Origin of the sequence: Sphingomonas sp. (assembly GCF_035490575.1) — a bacterium.
In the GTDB taxonomy this organism is placed as follows: domain Bacteria; phylum Pseudomonadota; class Alphaproteobacteria; order Sphingomonadales; family Sphingomonadaceae; genus Sphingomonas.
The window spans coordinates 17,574-32,724 of sequence record NZ_DATJLI010000119.1 but is presented as its reverse complement, the minus strand read 5'-3'; the positions used below and the strand labels follow the sequence as shown (position 1 = coordinate 32,724).

14 protein-coding genes and 1 other RNA gene are annotated in these 15,151 nt (G+C 65.7%); 7 read left to right on the top strand and 8 right to left on the bottom strand.

The genetic code is table 11. From position 1 onward, the window contains the following. On the bottom strand, window positions 1–665 hold a 665-nt coding region (locus VL973_RS09140; RefSeq protein WP_325283713.1), incomplete at its 3' end, for a glycoside hydrolase family 3 N-terminal domain-containing protein. Between the two features lie 197 nt (window positions 666–862). Here VL973_RS09140 and VL973_RS09135 point away from each other — a divergent pair. The 3 genes from VL973_RS09135 (at window position 863) to VL973_RS09125 (ending at window position 6,471) form a co-directional block, all read left to right on the top strand. Beyond that, the gene (locus tag VL973_RS09135; protein WP_325283711.1) at window positions 863–1,894 is read left to right on the top strand and encodes a LacI family DNA-binding transcriptional regulator; all 1,032 of its coding nucleotides are present in this window, start codon (window positions 863–865) and stop codon (window positions 1,892–1,894) included. A gap of 5 nt (window positions 1,895–1,899) precedes the next feature. Further along, entirely contained in the window at window positions 1,900–4,932 is a 3,033-nt protein-coding gene (locus tag VL973_RS09130) for a TonB-dependent receptor (protein WP_325283710.1), read from the top strand. Between the two features lie 87 nt (window positions 4,933–5,019). Further along, window positions 5,020–6,471 (top strand): glucoamylase family protein, encoded by a 1,452-nt coding sequence (locus VL973_RS09125; RefSeq protein ID WP_414712221.1) that lies wholly within the window; start codon window positions 5,020–5,022, stop codon window positions 6,469–6,471. Between the two features lie 56 nt (window positions 6,472–6,527). Here VL973_RS09125 and ssrA read toward each other — a convergent pair. Further along, window positions 6,528–6,868, bottom strand: a transfer-messenger RNA (tmRNA) gene (gene ssrA, locus VL973_RS09120). A gap of 83 nt (window positions 6,869–6,951) precedes the next feature. Here ssrA and VL973_RS09115 point away from each other — a divergent pair. Then, entirely contained in the window at window positions 6,952–7,380 is a 429-nt protein-coding gene (locus tag VL973_RS09115; RefSeq protein ID WP_325283708.1) for an RrF2 family transcriptional regulator, read from the top strand. Window positions 7,381–7,399: 19 nt separating this feature from the next. Here VL973_RS09115 and VL973_RS09110 read toward each other — a convergent pair whose 3' ends face one another. Further along, window positions 7,400–8,497: an alkene reductase gene (locus tag VL973_RS09110; protein ID WP_325283707.1), complete on the bottom strand. Its 1,098-nt coding sequence runs from the start codon at window positions 8,495–8,497 to the stop codon at window positions 7,400–7,402. A gap of 134 nt (window positions 8,498–8,631) precedes the next feature. Between VL973_RS09110 and VL973_RS09105 the strand changes: the two genes are divergently transcribed. Next, on the top strand, window positions 8,632–9,492 hold the full coding sequence (locus VL973_RS09105) for a DMT family transporter (protein ID WP_414712220.1): 861 nt from the start codon (window positions 8,632–8,634) through the stop codon (window positions 9,490–9,492). Window positions 9,493–9,508: 16 nt separating this feature from the next. Then, on the top strand, window positions 9,509–10,171 hold the full coding sequence (locus VL973_RS09100; protein ID WP_325283705.1) for a COQ9 family protein: 663 nt from the start codon (window positions 9,509–9,511) through the stop codon (window positions 10,169–10,171). Here the strand turns inward: VL973_RS09100 and gltX are convergent. Further along, window positions 10,153–11,490: a glutamate--tRNA ligase gene (gene gltX, locus VL973_RS09095; protein WP_325283704.1), complete on the bottom strand. Its 1,338-nt coding sequence runs from the start codon at window positions 11,488–11,490 to the stop codon at window positions 10,153–10,155. The genes VL973_RS09100 and gltX overlap by 19 nt on opposite strands. A 108-nt stretch (window positions 11,491–11,598) precedes the next feature. On the opposite strand from gltX, the gene VL973_RS09090 reads away from it, so the two are divergent. Beyond that, on the top strand, window positions 11,599–12,534 hold the full coding sequence (locus tag VL973_RS09090) for a ribose-phosphate pyrophosphokinase (RefSeq protein WP_325283703.1): 936 nt from the start codon (window positions 11,599–11,601) through the stop codon (window positions 12,532–12,534). 29 nt (window positions 12,535–12,563) lie between these two features. Here the strand turns inward: VL973_RS09090 and VL973_RS09085 are convergent, their stop codons facing one another. The 4 genes from VL973_RS09085 to VL973_RS09070 all read right to left on the bottom strand — a co-directional run bounded on the left by VL973_RS09085 (window position 12,564) and on the right by VL973_RS09070 (window position 15,144). Further along, entirely contained in the window at window positions 12,564–12,917 is a 354-nt protein-coding gene (locus VL973_RS09085) for a hypothetical protein (protein WP_325283702.1), read from the bottom strand. After that, entirely contained in the window at window positions 12,914–13,420 is a 507-nt protein-coding gene (locus VL973_RS09080) for a sterol desaturase family protein (RefSeq protein ID WP_325283701.1), read from the bottom strand. The genes VL973_RS09085 and VL973_RS09080 overlap by 4 nt, the downstream gene beginning before the upstream one ends. Before the next feature lie 151 nt (window positions 13,421–13,571). After that, window positions 13,572–14,597, bottom strand: a complete 1,026-nt coding sequence (locus VL973_RS09075; protein WP_325283700.1) for an SDR family oxidoreductase — start codon at window positions 14,595–14,597, stop codon at window positions 13,572–13,574. 49 nt (window positions 14,598–14,646) lie between these two features. Further along, window positions 14,647–15,144, bottom strand: a complete 498-nt coding sequence (locus tag VL973_RS09070; protein WP_325283699.1) for a YciE/YciF ferroxidase family protein — start codon at window positions 15,142–15,144, stop codon at window positions 14,647–14,649. Window positions 15,145–15,151: the final 7 nt, after the last annotated feature.

The window sequence follows — 15,151 nt, the reverse complement described above, 5'->3', positions numbered from 1 at the left end:
GCGCCATAAGCGGCGAAATGCTTGGCGCACGCCGCCATCGCGTCGTCGGCGGTCAGCCCGCGACGGCCCTGAAAACCGCGCGTGCGTGCCGCCGCCATGATCCGGCCCAGCAGCACATCCTCGCCCGCGCCCTCGATCCCGCGGCCCCAGCGCTGGTCGCGCGCGATGTCGACCATCGGTGCGAAGTTCCAGTCGATGCCCGCCGCCGTCGCCTCGACCGCCGCCGCGCGCGCGGTGCGTTCGGCCAGGTCGGCGTCGAAGCTGCCCGCTTCGGCCAGCGGCATGGGAAAGACGGTGCGGAATCCGTGGATCACGTCTGCGGCGAAGATCAGCGGCACCTTGAGACGCGATTCGCGCACCGCCACCGTCTGCATCCGCCGCGCCATTTCGGCACCATTGCCGTTGAACACGCCGCCCAGCCGACCCGCGCGCGTTTCGTCCAACTGGTCGTCAAAGCTGTTGTTGCCCGACGGCGGATTGAGCGCGGTCGCCGCACCGCCCGCCCATGCGGCCGCCATGAGCGTGCATTGCCCGGCCTTTTCCACGACCGTCATGCGCGCCAGCAGGTCGCGCACCGATGCGGGAAGACCATCGGCACTGGCCTGCATCATCAGCGCGCGCGCCGGGGAGGCGGCCCAGGCGGCGGCGGCACCCGCGCCGATCATCAGGGCACGGCGGGACAGTCGGGGCGTTTGCGGCAAGGGGTGTCTCCTCTCGAAAAGACGGCGTTGCGGCGCGCCCGGCCGGGCGCGACGAATCGTTGTTGCAGCGGGTCATAGTTTTCTGTAACCGGTTTCATCAAGAGCCGATCGCGTCTAATGCGCTGCGCGAACCGGGTTTCGGAGAGGGTTGTCGAAGCGAAATGGCGAACGCCACCATCCGCGATGTCGCGCGGGCTGCCGATGTATCGGTGGCGTCCGCGTCGCGTGCGCTGAATGGCCGCGACAATGTCCGCGCCGAATTGCGCGCACGGGTGGAAGCGGCGGCGCAGCGGCTTGGCTATGTGCCCCATGCCGGCGCCCGCAGCCTCAGCCTGGCGCGCACCAACGCGATCGGCGTGGTGCTGCCCGACCTGCATGGTGAGTTCTTTTCCGAATTCGTCCGCGGCATGGACCGCGAAGCATCGACGCGCGGGATGCACCTGTTGTTGTCGAACATGCACGCCGACCCCGAACAGGGGGTCGAGGCGCTGCGTGCAATGCGTGGCCGCGTCGACGGGCTGGTGGTGATGGCGCCGCAGGTCGATGCCGACGCGCTGGGCAGCCATTTGCCCGCCAGCGTCCCCGCCGTGCTGGTCAATTGCGCGCCCAACCAGCAATCGCGCGCCGAAATGCGGATCGATAACGCCGCGGGCGCCGAAGCGATGGTCGAGCATCTGCTGGCGCAGGGGTGCCGACGGATCGTCCATATCGCCGGCCCCGCCGGCAATATCGACGCCGATGAACGTCGGCGCGGCTATCTGAGCGCGGTGACGCGCGCGGACCTCGGCACCCATGTGATCGAGGGTAATTTCGAAGAAGCATCAGGCGCCGAGGCGGTGGCCGCGTTGCTGCGCGAGAGCGTCGATTTCGACGCGATCTTCGCGGGCAACGACATGATGGCGATCGGCGCACTGGTCGCGCTGCGCGACAATGGCCGGGCAATCCCGCGCGATATCAAGCTGGCCGGGTTCGACGACATCCCGCTCGCGCGGCTGGTCAGTCCCGGTCTTTCGACCATGCGCGTCGGTATCGCCGATGCAGGCGCGCGCGCGGTTGCGCGACTGGTCGCAATCATCGCGGGCGAAGCGGATCATTCGGTCGAGGCAATGGTTCCGCGCCTTGTCGTGCGCGAAACGACCGTAGGCACATCCAACAACACCCCGGCAACAGAGGGTGAAGGTTCAGGGGAATGAAGAATATGAGCAGGCAGAACGCAATCCGCATCCTCCTGGCCAGCGCGACCGCGCTGACCGGGGGCGTCACCATGGTCGTACCGGCAGCGGCGCAGACCACCACCGCAACCTTGCGCGGCGTCGTGCGCGGCACCGACGGTGCGCCGGTATCGGGCGCGACGGTCACGGTCGTCAGTCAGGCGACCAACCGCACGCTGACCAACACCACCGGCGCGAACGGCGCTTATATCTTCAACGGTTTGCGCCCCGGCGCCTATCAGTTGATGGTGGAAGCCGATGGTCAGCGTTTCGAGCGGGTCGTGACCGTGGCCGTCGGCCAGTCGGCGACGTTCGACGTTACGCTGGGCGCGGCAGCCGCCGCCGGCGCGCCGCCGCCCGTCACCGCGCCCGGCGAAACGCCGGTCGATGGCGAAGTCGTGGGCGGCAGCGTCACGTCGCAGGGCGAGGACATCATCGTCACCGGATCGACGCTGCGCGAGGTTCGGACCAGCGAAGTCGCCACCAATGTCAGCCAGGCGCAGATCCGCACGCTGCCGCAGACCGACCGCAACTTCCTGAGCTTTGCCGCGCTGGCGCCGGGCGTGCGCTATAACGACAGCGAAACCGACAAGGGTTTTCAGTCGGGCGCGTCGGCCGCCAGCCAGGTCAATGTGTTCGTCGACGGCGTCAGCCTGAAGAACAAGCTGCGCGAAGGCGGCGTGGCGGGCCAGCAGAACAGCCGCGGCAACCCGTTCGGTCAGCTGGCGGTGCAGGAGTTCCGCGTGCTGACGCAGAATTACAAGGCGGAATATGAGCAGGCCGGGTCCGCCATCATCACGTCGGTCACGAAATCGGGCACCAACGAGTTCCACGGCGAAGTGTTCGGCCAATATACCGACAAGAGCCTGACGCAGAAAAGCTATATCGACATTCGCGACGGCAATGCCGAACCGGCGTTCGAGCGCAAGCAATATGGCGCATCGCTGGGCGGTCCGATCATCAAGGACCGTCTGTTCTTCTTTGCCGCATATGAGGGCAACGACCAGGACCGCGCGTTCAACGTCAATCCGCGCGCGACCGCGAATGAAGACGCGCTGGCCGAATACGCCCAGTTCGGCCCGCGCCCGCTGTCCGATTTCGAAGGCGCGTTCGTCAGCCCGTTCCGCCAGGATTTCTATTTCGGCAAGCTGACGCTGACCCCCGATGATCGCCAGACCTTCGACCTGTCGTTCAGCCGTCGCGAGGAAACCGACATTCAGGGTTTCGGCGGCACCGTCGCGTTCGAGAATGCCGAGAACAAGATCAACAAGGTCGACACCTATATCTTCAAGTGGACGTATAACGGCGACAATTTCATCAACGAATTCAACGCCAATTACCTGAATTACGAGTTCAACCCCACGTCGATCAACCCGGACCTGCCGACGTTCGACTATGCCGGGGTGATCGTGTTCGGCGGCAAGGATTCGACGCGCCGTGAATTGCAGCAGGGCTATACGCTGCGGAACGACACGACCTTTACCGGGTTCGACAATCACGCGATCAAATGGGGCGTGCGCGTCGAAGTGACGGACATTGAATTCGCCAACAACGCCTATGTCCAGCCGCGCTATACGTTCAACCGCGCGGATAATGCCGGCACGCCGGACGATCCCAGCGACGACCTGACCTTCGCCGCGCCGGCGGAGGCGCGGCTGGGTCTGGGCAATGGCCGCATCTATGGCTCGAACACGCAGCTTGGCCTGTATCTGCAGGACGACTGGGACGTGAGCGACCGGTTGCAGTTGAACCTGGGCGTGCGCTGGGATTACGAAACCAACGCCAAGAACAATAATTTCATCACGCCGGGCAATGCGCGCGCCGCACTGCGCGCATTGCCTGCGACCGATTATTTCGATCCCGAAAACTACATCAATACCGGCGACGACCGTGAGCCGTTCATGGGCGCAATCGCGCCGCGCGTCGGCTTTTCGTGGGATCTGACGGGTGAGGAAACCACCGTGATCTTCGGTGGTGCGGGCCGTTATTACGATCGCAACAACTTCAACAACACCGTCGATGAACTGTCGCGCACGATCAATCCGATCGGCGTGTTCCGCTTCTCGCCCGACGGAACGCCGCGGCGCGGCCTGCCGACGGTGGCGTGGGACGACAGCTATCTGACGCGCGAGGGGTTGCTGCAACTGCTCGCGACCAATCCCGAAACCGCACTGCCCGAATTGCTGGTGACGAAGAACGACACCAAGCCGCCGGTCAACGACCAGTTCTCGCTGGGTGTGCGTCAGCGGATCGGTGCATTCCAGGCGTCGCTTTCGGGTTCGTATCAGCGTGGCCGCAACGGCTATACCTATCTGTTCGGCACGCGGCAGAATGGCGGCACGGGTCCGTGTTGCGACCAGGACCTGCTGGCGACCGTTCGCAGCTTTGGCTATTCGAACGTCCTGATCGGCAATGACGGGCTGGATACGCGTTACAAGGCGTTGTTCTTCACGCTCGACAAAACCTATACCGAGCGTTCGGGCTGGGGCCTGAACATCGCCTATACGCTGGGCAAGGCCGAGAAGAATGGCGCCGACCTTTTCAGCCTGGATGAAGTGACACCCGACGCCTATGGCTGGCGGCCGACCGTCGGCGACGAACGCCACCGCGTGGTCGTGTCGGGCATTGTCGACCTGCCGCTGGGCTTCCAGTTCTCGACGCTCAGCACCTTCGGTTCGGGTCAGGCCTATAATGTCGTCGATTCCACCAACGGGACCGAGCCGGGGCAGCGCGAGTTCACCGTCGCCTATCCCGACCAGAACTGCATCGGCGGCATCTTTGCCTTCTGTGAGGTCAATCTGACGCTGGCCAACAAGCCCAGGATCCTGGGCGGCCAGGTCGAGGTCGCGGTCGACGTGCTCAACGCCTTCAACAACAAGAACGGCGCGGGCTTTGACGAGGGCATCAACCTGAATGCCACGCCGGAGGCCGATATTCTTGAACCCGCGACGATCGAGAATGCCAGCCGCCTGCTGACATTGCCGCGGCGTATCCAGTTCCGGGTCGGCTATCGTTTCTGATGGCATGACCCCGCCGGGGCGGACCCCCTCTCCCCCCTAAAGTCCGCCCCGGCACCCTTGTTATCCGCGTAACCACGGGAGGGTCGCTTGTTCGACCGACGTCAATTCATGAACCGCGCAGGGCTGGGCCTTGCGGGGGCGGTGGGGGCTTGCGCCGCGCCGCGATCGTCCGATCCGCTTCGCGTCGGCAGCACCGATCCGACCCGGCCACTGGCAGATACCGCGGCATCGGGCCTGATCGATGATATCCAGGCGCGCGCGTTCCGGTTCTTCTGGGACACCACCAACCCCGAAACCGGCTGGGCGCCCGATCGCTGGCCGACGCCCAGCTTCTCCTCGATCGCGGCGATCGGCTATGCGCTGACCGCCTATCCGATCGGCGAGAGCCATGGCTGGATCACCCGCGCGGCGGGACGCGACCGGACGCTCAGGACGCTGTCATGGCTGTCGGGCGCGCCGATGGGCGACGGCGAGCGGCGGTTCAGCGGCTACAAGGGCTTTTTCTATCACTTTCTCGGCGTGACCGAGGGGTGGCGGTTCGCCCGGTCCGAGCTGTCGACCATCGACACCGCGCTGTTGATGGCGGGCGTGCTGTTCGCGCAGAGCTGGTATGACGGCGACGATCCGGTCGAGGCCCGCATCCGCGCGCTGGCCGACCAGCTTTTCCGCGCGATCGAATGGACCTGGATCACGCCGCGCGCGCCCTTCGTCTCGATGGGCTGGCATCCCGAAACGGGCTTCATCCCCAGCGACTGGAACATCTATAACGAAGGCATGATCCTGTATGTGCTGGGCCTGGGGTCGCCGACGCACCCCTTGCCCGATGGCACATGGGAAGCGGTCAGCGACCGGTTCCGCGCCAGCTGGGGCACGCATTGGGGGCAGGAATATCTGCATTTCGCGCCGATGTTCGGTCATCAATACAGCCATGTCTGGATCGATTTCCGCGGCATTCGCGATCCCCTGATGCGCGAAAAGGGCATTGATTATTTCGAGAACAGCCGCCGCGCGGCCTATGCCCAGCGGCAATATGCGGTCGAGAATCCCGGCGGCTGGATCGGCTATGGTGAGGATTGCTGGGGCCTGACGGCGTGCGACGGACCGGGCGATTTCCGCATGAGCACCGCAGGGCGCGAGCGGTCGTTCTTCAGCTATTCGGCGCGGGGACCGGGCGAGCGCGACGACGGGACGCTGGCGCCGACCGCATTGCTGGGCAGCTATCCGTTCGCGCCGGAAATTGTCGAGCCGGCGGTGCGCGCCATCTATCAGCGTTACGGCACCGGCATCTATGGGCAATATGGCTTTCTGGATTCGTTCAATCCGACACTGGCCGGCCGGCCGCCGGAGCCATTGAAGCACGGCGAGATCCGGCCCGGCACCGGATGGGTCGCCGACGATTATCTGGGCATCGACCAGGGACCGATCGTCGCGATGATCGAAAATCACCGCACCGGCCTTGTGTGGAAGACGATGCAGAAAAACCCCTATATCCGCCGCGGACTGCAGCGTGCCGGATTCACGGGCGGCTGGATGGGCTGATCTGAAAAAGGGTAAGTCCGGGGGGATTCTGTTGCTCGGCCCCCCCGGCGGCCGCCGGTATCCGCTTCTGTTGCCCGGTGCGGTCCGAACCGCGCTTTCGTCGTTCTAACCTAGACCGTGAGGTCTTGGGTTAGGCCGCAATCGCGAGCGCCTCGTTATCGTTGGCACTTGTGAGATGGGCCGTTGCGGTGGTCCCATTCCGGGCGAAAACAGCGCTTTTCAACACACGTCGATCCTGGTTCGGCCCCGTCATCAACCGCCTGGCAGACGGGTGGTGGTGGAGCCGCCGGGTACTGCCCCCGGGTCCGCTGCGCCTATGACACGCCGCAGTTTATCGCCATATCCGGACAAGTCCGGCACCGACCGATATAGGCACATTGCCGACAAAGAAAAGCCCCGCACGCGATTTGCATTTCCGATCGGAAATCGGGTGATTAAGCCTTTCCAGCGCCGCAATCGGGTGGCATGGCAGTCGGCATCATGTTGACGCAGCGCTCTCGTTACGCGCTTCGCGCGATGATCTTCCTTGCCGGACAGCCGCGTGACGGTGCGCCCGTGCCGATGGGGCGGATCGCGGTCGAAGCGAATGTGCCCCGCAAGTTCCTCGAACTCATCCTCGCCGATCTGCGCGAGGCGGGGTTCCTGTATTCGACGCGCGGCAAGGCGGGCGGTTATCGCCTGTCGCGCCCGGCGCACCTGATCTCGCTGGGCGACATCATCCGCACGATCGAAGGGCCGCTGGCGCTCGTTCCGTGTGTCAGCCACACCGCTTACCGCCCCTGCCGCGATTGCCGGGACGAGGCGACCTGCGCGATTCACCTCGCGATGGCGCGTGTCCGCGACGAAACCGCCCGCATCCTCGACGGCACCAGCCTGGCCGATACCCAGGCTCAGGCGATGGCCGCCTGAACCCGGGAAATCGTGGCCGTCAGGCCGCTTCGCGCGCCAGCGCCGGATAGTCGGTATAACCCTCCGACCCGCGTGAATACCATGTCGCCATGTCGTCCTGGGCGATCGGCGCGCCGGTTCGCAGCCGTTCGACCAGATCGGGATTGGCGATGAACTTGCGCCCGAACGCCACGCCGTCAGCGCGCCCCTCGGCAACGACGGCCTCGGCGGTGGCCCTGTCATAATCCTGGTTGAGGATCAGCGGGCCAGTGAAACGCTCGCGGAACGCGGGCGACACCGGCGGCTGCGTGGTCGAGCCGAACGTGCCGTCGGGTCCGGGTTCGCGAAGCTCGACAAAGGCGATTTTCTGCGTCTCCAGCCAGTCGGCGATCGGCAGGAACACGGCCTCGGGATTGCTGTCGATCACGCCCTGGGTGTCGCCATTGGGGGAGAAGCGCACGGCGCTGCGATCGGCGCCGGCAATGGCGATGATGCGTTCCATCGCTTCGCGCAGCAGGCGCCCGCGATTTTCCGGGCTGCCGCCATAATCGTCGTCGCGGAAATTGGCATTGTCGCGCAGGAACTCGTCGATCAGATAGCCATTGGCGGCGTGGAGCTGAACGCCGTCGAACCCGGCGGCCAGCGCGTTGCGCGTGGCACGCTCATAATCGTCGAGCACGCGGGCAATGTCGTCCAGCGTCGCGGCGCGTGCTTGGCCATAGGGCTTTTTCTCGCCGTTCGACAAATAGGTGCGAACGCTGCCCGGCGCAGTCGTTGCCGACGACGACAACGGCGCGGCGCCGTTCAGAAAATCGGGATGCACCAGCCGGCCCATATGCCACAGCTGGGCAAAGATTCGCCCACCCGCCTGATGCACCTGCTCCAGCACGGGCTTCCATCCTTCGACCTGTTCGTCGGTCCACAGGCCCGGCGCATAGGCCCAGCCCAGCCCCTCCCGGCTGATGCCGGTGGCTTCCGAAATGATAAGGCCGGCGCCCGCGCGCTGGGCGTAATAATCACCCATGATCGCGGTCGGCACATGCGCCTCGGTCGAACGGCCGCGCGTCAGCGGCGACATCAGCACGCGATTGGGCGCTTCCACCGCGCCCAGCCGAACGGGATCGTAAAGCGATGCCATGCGAAAACTCCATTGATTGACAAGACAGGCACACAGGTAGGGCGCTAAAGAGCGCCATGCATCGTCCCGACCCCGAAACATTAACTTCGCCGCGACCAAGCGCGTTGCCGGTTGTCGCGGTCTGCGCCGCGAACATGTTCCTGGCGAGCGGACCGCTGTTCGTGCGGCTGGCCGATACCGGGCCGGTGGCGGCGGCATTCTGGCGGATCGCGCTGGCCGCCCCCGTGCTGCTGATCGCCGCCAATCTGCTGCGCGAACGCCCCATCGCCACCGCACGGGGCCTGTGGGGGGTGCTGGCGCTGTCGGGCATGGCCTTTGCCCTCGACCTTGGCAGCTGGCACATCGGCATCCTTCAGACGACGCTGGCCAATTCGACGCTGTTCGGCAATTCGGCGACGCTGATCTATCCCATCTATGGTTTCATCGTCGCGCGGGCATGGCCGACGCGCACTCAGGCGGCGGCGCTGGCGCTGGCGGCGGTGGGCGGCGCGGTGCTGCTGGGCCGGTCGGCGGAACTGTCACCGCAGAACCTGGTCGGCGACCTGTTCTGCCTGCTGGCGGGCGTGCTGTATGCCGTCTATTTCATTCTGATGGCGCGGGTCCGGCGGGCGATGCCGCCGGTGTCGGCGCTGGCGCTGTCGACGCTGGCCAGTGCCGCGCCGCTATTGATCCTCGCGCTGGCGCTTGGGGACCGGGTGATACCGGTCGACTGGACGCCGCTGATCCTCCTTGCGCTGTTCAGCCAGCTGATCGGGCAGGGGTTGCTGATCTATGCGATCGGCCATTTGCCGCCGTTGATCGTCGGACTGGCGCTGTTGATCCAGCCGGTGGTGTCGGCGACGATCGGCTGGGTCTGGTTCGATGAGCGGCTGGGCATGGCCGATCTGGGCGGCGCGGTGCTGATCGCGGTCGCGCTGGTGCTGGTGCGACGGCCGGAGCGCCGGGCGAAAGTCCCGCTTGCGTCCAATCCGGCGGACCCTAGATCGGTAGCATGAGTTTGGGAGCACCCGCATGACCGACCTGCCACCCGATCCGACGATCGACGAGATGCGCGAAGCGCTGGCGCCGCTGGTCGCGAGCAATGCGGCGTTCGACGGATGGAACGCGCAGGCGGTGGATGCCGCCGCCGACCGGCTGGCGCTGGACCGCGATGTCGCGCGGCTGGCCTTTCCCGGCGGGGCGGTCGACATGATCGATGCGTGGTTCGCGCATGTCGATCGCGCGATTCTCGACCGGCTGCCGCCCGAAACGCTGGGCGCGATGAAGATCCGCCAGCGGATCGCGTCACTGGTGGAAGTGCGCCTCGACCTGCTGGCGCCCGATCGCGAAGCGCTGCGCCGGGCGGCTGCAATTCTGGCCATGCCGCAGAACATCGCCCGCGCCGCGCGGCTGGGCTGGCGCGCGGCCGACGTCATGTGGCGCGCGGCGGGCGACACGGCGACCGATTATAATCACTATACCAAGCGCAGTCTGCTGGCGGGCATCTATGCCGCGACGATCACCGTGTTTCTGGATGACGAGAGCGAGGGACAGGGCGACACCCGCGCGTTCCTGTCGCGCCGGATCGACGATGTGATGCGGTTCGAAAAGGCAAAGGCGAAATGGACCGGCCGTTCCCATCGCCTGAGCCTGTCACGCTTTGTCGGGCGGCTGCGTTACCCGCCCGCCGCCTGAAGCCGCACCAGCGCGCGTTCGCGGCCGATCAGCGGCAGCAGCGCGGCCATGTCCGGCCCATGTGCCTGCCCGGTCAGTGCCAGACGGAGCGGCAGGAACAATGGCTTTCCCTTGCGCCCGGTCGCGTCCTTGAGCGCCGCCGTCAGCGCTTGCCATGGGTCGGTCGCCCAGTCGATGGCGACGGCCAAACGCGCGGCGTCGGCAAGATAGGCGCGGTCCTCCGCTGACAGTTCGGCAGGCGCCACCGGTCCCTCGATCACGCGCCACCAATCGGCGGCATCGCCGACGCGCGCCAAATTGGGGCGAACCGCCTGCCACGCCGCCGCGCTCATGCCCGACGGCAGCCGGTCGGCGACGGTGTCGTAGTCCAGCTGGTGCACGATGCGCGCGTTGAGCGTGGCCAGTTCGCCCTCGTCAAAGCGCGCGGGCGCACGCCCGAACCGTGCGAAGTCGAAGGTTGCCGCCAGCGCCATGGGATTGGCGAACGGCTCGACCGGATCGCTGGTGCCGATCCGCGCGAGCAGGGCGATCAGCGCCTGCGGCTCCAGCCCTTCCTCCCGGAAATGCGCCACGCCAAGCGAGCCTAGCCGCTTGGACAGCTTGCCCTCGCTGCCGGTCAGCAGCGCGGCATGGGCAAAGGTCGGCGGGTTCGCGTCCAGCGCGGCGAACATCTGCACCTGCGCCGCGGTGTTCGACACATGATCCTCGCCGCGCACGACATGGGTAATGCCCATGTCGATATCGTCGATGACGCTGGGCAGCAGATACAGCCAGCTGCCGTCGGCACGGCGCACCACGGGATCGCTCATCGTCACGGGGTCGAAGCGCTGGGGACCGCGTATCGCGTCGGCCCACTCGATCGCCGCCGAATGATCGAGCCGGAAGCGCCAGTGCGGCCGCCGCCCTTCGGCCTCGAACCGCGCGCGGTCGGCATCGGTCAGGTTCAGCGCCGCGCGGTCGTAAATGGGGGGCAGGCCCCGGCCCAGCAGGATCTTGCGCCGAAGCTCAAGCTCCTCGGGCGTCTCATAGCAGGGATAGACCCGCGCCGACGCTTTCAGCGCATCGAACCGCCCTTCATAATCGTCCAGCCGCGCCGATTGCCGCGCCTCCCCGTCGGGGGTCAGGCCCAGCCAGTTCAGATCGTCGCGAATCGCGGTGACGAATGCCGCTTCGCTGCGCGCGGCATCGGTATCGTCCAGCCGCAGCAGAAACTGCCCGCCATGCCGCCTTGCAAACAGCCAGTTGAGGATTGCGGTCCTGAGGTTGCCGACATGCAGGTGGCCGGTGGGGCTGGGGGCGAAACGGGTGACGACGGACATGTCCCCGGCCTTATGCGGGGCACGCGACAGCGGCAATGCCCCTTTCGATTCGCGCAAAGGGGGTCTAAGGGCGGCGTCTCCATTTTGTCATCAAGGACGGTCGCGCGCATGAAACTGCTGGCGGGCAATTCCAACCATCCGCTGTCGCGCGCGATCGGCGACTATCTGGACATTCCGCTGACCCAGGCGAACGTCCGACGCTTCGCCGACGAAGAGATTTTTGTCGAAATCCTCGAAAATGTGCGCGGCGAGGATGTGTTCGTCATCCAGTCGACGGCGTTTCCGGCGAACGACAATCTGATGGAAGCGCTCATCATGATCGACGCGCTGAAACGCGCGTCGGCCAAGCGCATCACCGCGGTGCTGCCCTATTTCGGTTATGCGCGGCAGGATCGAAAGCCCGGTCCCCGCACGCCGATTTCGGCCAAGCTGGTCGCCAACCTCATCACCACGGCGGGCGCCGACCGGGTGTTGTCGGTCGACCTTCATGCGGGGCAGATCCAAGGTTTCTTCGACATCCCGACCGACAATCTTTATGCCGCGCCGGTCATGTCGGCGGACATCAAGACGCGGTTCGGCGACCGCAACCTGATGGTCGTGTCGCCCGACGTGGGCGGCGTGGTGCGCGCGCGCAGCCTGGCCAAGCGGCTGGACAATGCGCCCTTGTCGATTGTCGACAAGCGGCGTGAGCGACCCGGCGAATCGGAAGTCATGAACATCATCGGCGATGTCGAGGGACGTTTCTGCATCCTGATCGACGATATCGTCGATTCAGCTGGCACATTGTGCAACGCCGCCGCCGCGCTGAAAGCCGCCGGGGCCGAGGGCGTCGTCGCTTATTGCACGCACGGCGTCCTGTCGGGCGGCGCGGTGGCACGGGTCGAGGCGTCGGCGTTGCAGGAACTGGTCATCACCGATTCGATCGGCAACCATGACCTGATCGCCGATGCCGGCCGCATCCGCCACCTGACCATCGCGCCGCTGGTGGCAGAGGCGATCAAGCGCATCGCCGACGAGGCATCGGTGTCCAGCCTGTTCGATTGACGACACGGGCGAGCGTCGATTGCCCGATCCTAACGATCGGCGATCCGTGACAACGCCGATGCGATTCTGAGCAGCACGACCAGCCCCGCCGCGGCAAAGCCCGCCAGCGCCGTGACGGCATAGGTCAAGGCGCGAAGCCAGCGCTCGGTCGGGGCGGGGGGCGGGAGCACGGTGGGTTCGATCGGTGTCATCGGCTCGATCACGCGCGGATCGCCCGTGCCGGCAATGTCAACCGGCAGCGGCGCAGGGGTCTGGCTGACGGGGGCGGGCAGCGCGCCCGGCCCAGTATCGGCGGTTTCGGCAATCGCACCGATCAGGCTGAGCGTCGCGGTTCCGCTGAGCACCATGAGCGCGATCCGGCCGATGGCGCCCGGCGCGTTCACGCCACCGGTTCGCGCGGCGCGCGCACTCCCGCATTGCCGCGGCGTTTCAGTTCGGCCTTCAATGCTTCGGGCCGGGGGGCGACGAGGAAGCCGAAGCTGACCGTCCCGTCCTTGGTCTCGACCGCATGGTGCAGCCGGTGCGCCGACACGATCCGCTTCATATAGCGCGATCGCGGCAGGTATCGCGTCGAGACGCGGCGATGAACGATGATGTCATGGAACCCCAGATAGATCGCGCCATAAGCCGCGATCCCCGCGCCGATCCACACCGTTGCGGGATGCCAGCCCCAATAGGTGCCGCCCACCAGCAACAGGATCGACGGTGCGGCGAAGATCACGAAATACAGGTCGTTGGCTTCCCAGAAGCCAGTGCGCGGGCGGTGATGGCTTTTGTGCAGGAACCAGCCCGGACCATGCATGATCCAGCGATGCGCGCCATAGGCGACGCCCTCCATCACGGCGACGGTGGCCAGAAACACGAGGATGCCCGACAGGATGCTCATGCCGCCTATATAGGCGCAACCCGGCTTCCGCGAAACCGGCGCCGATTGCGGTATCGGATCACGCGCCCCTCATGAAGAAGCGGCGTGACATGAAAGGCGCGTGCAGCGCCAGTCCGGCAATCGGTCGCGGCAGAGCGAGCATACCAAAAAGTCAGCCCGAGCTGGTGGCGGCGGCATTTTTGCGCGTCCAGCCTATTCCGAGCGCCACAGCGAGCGCTGCCACGGCAAATAGCGAGCCTCTGGGCAGTTTCTGGACCGAGAGCGCCATGCTCGAGCGCCGCGCGTCGATATTCTGATTGGATAAAATGCGGCCATCCGCTCTGGCGGCATATAGATTGTCGGAAGCGCCGGGCGCCGGCGGGGTAGTTGTCGTTTGCGTCGGTCCGGCGGCCAATGCGATGACCCTGTCAACACCCGCTGGCCATATGCGATCCGCCCAAACCGCCAGCGATCCGACGCCGCCGACGGTCAGTTCGCGCCGCCGATGGGTCGCGGCAAAGCAGATCGCGTCGGCAACCAGCGCGGGGTCGTAAACAATGGGCGGTATCCGTGCCGGGCGGCCCGTCAGGTTGCGGGCATGTTCGGGCCATGGCGTGTCGATGCCGTGCGGCTTGATCAGCGTGACCTGAACTGCGGCCCGATCCGCGATCAATTCGGTGCGAAGGGCGTCGGTATACCCCTTCACGGCGTGCTTCATCGCGCTGTAGGCGCCCTGGATGGCGACGGCGCGTTCCGAGAGCGTGGAGCCGATGTTAATCAACGTGCCGCCGCGATCGCGCATCGCGTCGACCGCGATCTGCGAAGCCTGAACCATGCCGAAATAGCCGACATCGAACAGACGGCGATGGTCCTCGATCGGCGTGTCACGCAGGCAGGCATAGATTCCTGCCGCGGCAGCATTGACCCAGCTGTCGATGCCGCCGGACTGCTCGAAGGCCATTCGTGCTGCCTGCCGCGAAGTGTCTGGCTCGGCGATATCCCCGGCGACGAAACTCGCGGCCGCGCCTTTCCGGTTCAGATCACGAACGATCGTCTCCAGCACCGCCTGATTCCGGGCGACCAGGATCACGCGTGCGCCGGCCAGTGCCGCTCGCCGGGCTGTCGCCAGCCCGATGCCGGAAGATGCGCCGGTGATGACGATCGTCTGCGCCGACAGCGGCTTGGGGTGAAAGGTCATGCTTGCTCCGGACGTTGTCGGGTGGACAACGCCACCCGGCCATATCGGTTCAGCCAGTGGCGAGCGCGTTTTCATTGACGGTCTTGTCGGCGATGTCGGTCAGCAACTCGTCGGTCTGCGATTCTTCTTCGAGCGTCTGTTCGATCAGGCTGACGGCCTCGTCCAGACCGAGCAGCTGCGCCCAGCGCCGCAGCGTGCCATAGCGCGTGATCTCGTAATGCTCGACCGCCTGCGCCGACGCCAGCAGACCGGCGTCGAGGGCCGGGCTGTCCTTGTAATCCTCGATGATCTCTTCACCCTCGGCAACGATGCCGTCAATCGCTTCACAGGTTTTGCCGCGTGGGGTCTTGCCAATGATTTCGAAAACCTGCTGCAGGCGTTCGATCTGCCCCTCGGTCTGGTCGCGATGCGTCTCGAACGCGGATTTCAGTTCCTCCGACTTTGCCGCGCGCGCCATTTTGGGCAAGGTCCGCAGGATTTTGCGCTCTGCGTAATAGATGTCGCGCAGGGTGTCGTGAAACAGCGTTTCAAGCGTTTTATTCGCCATGGGAATG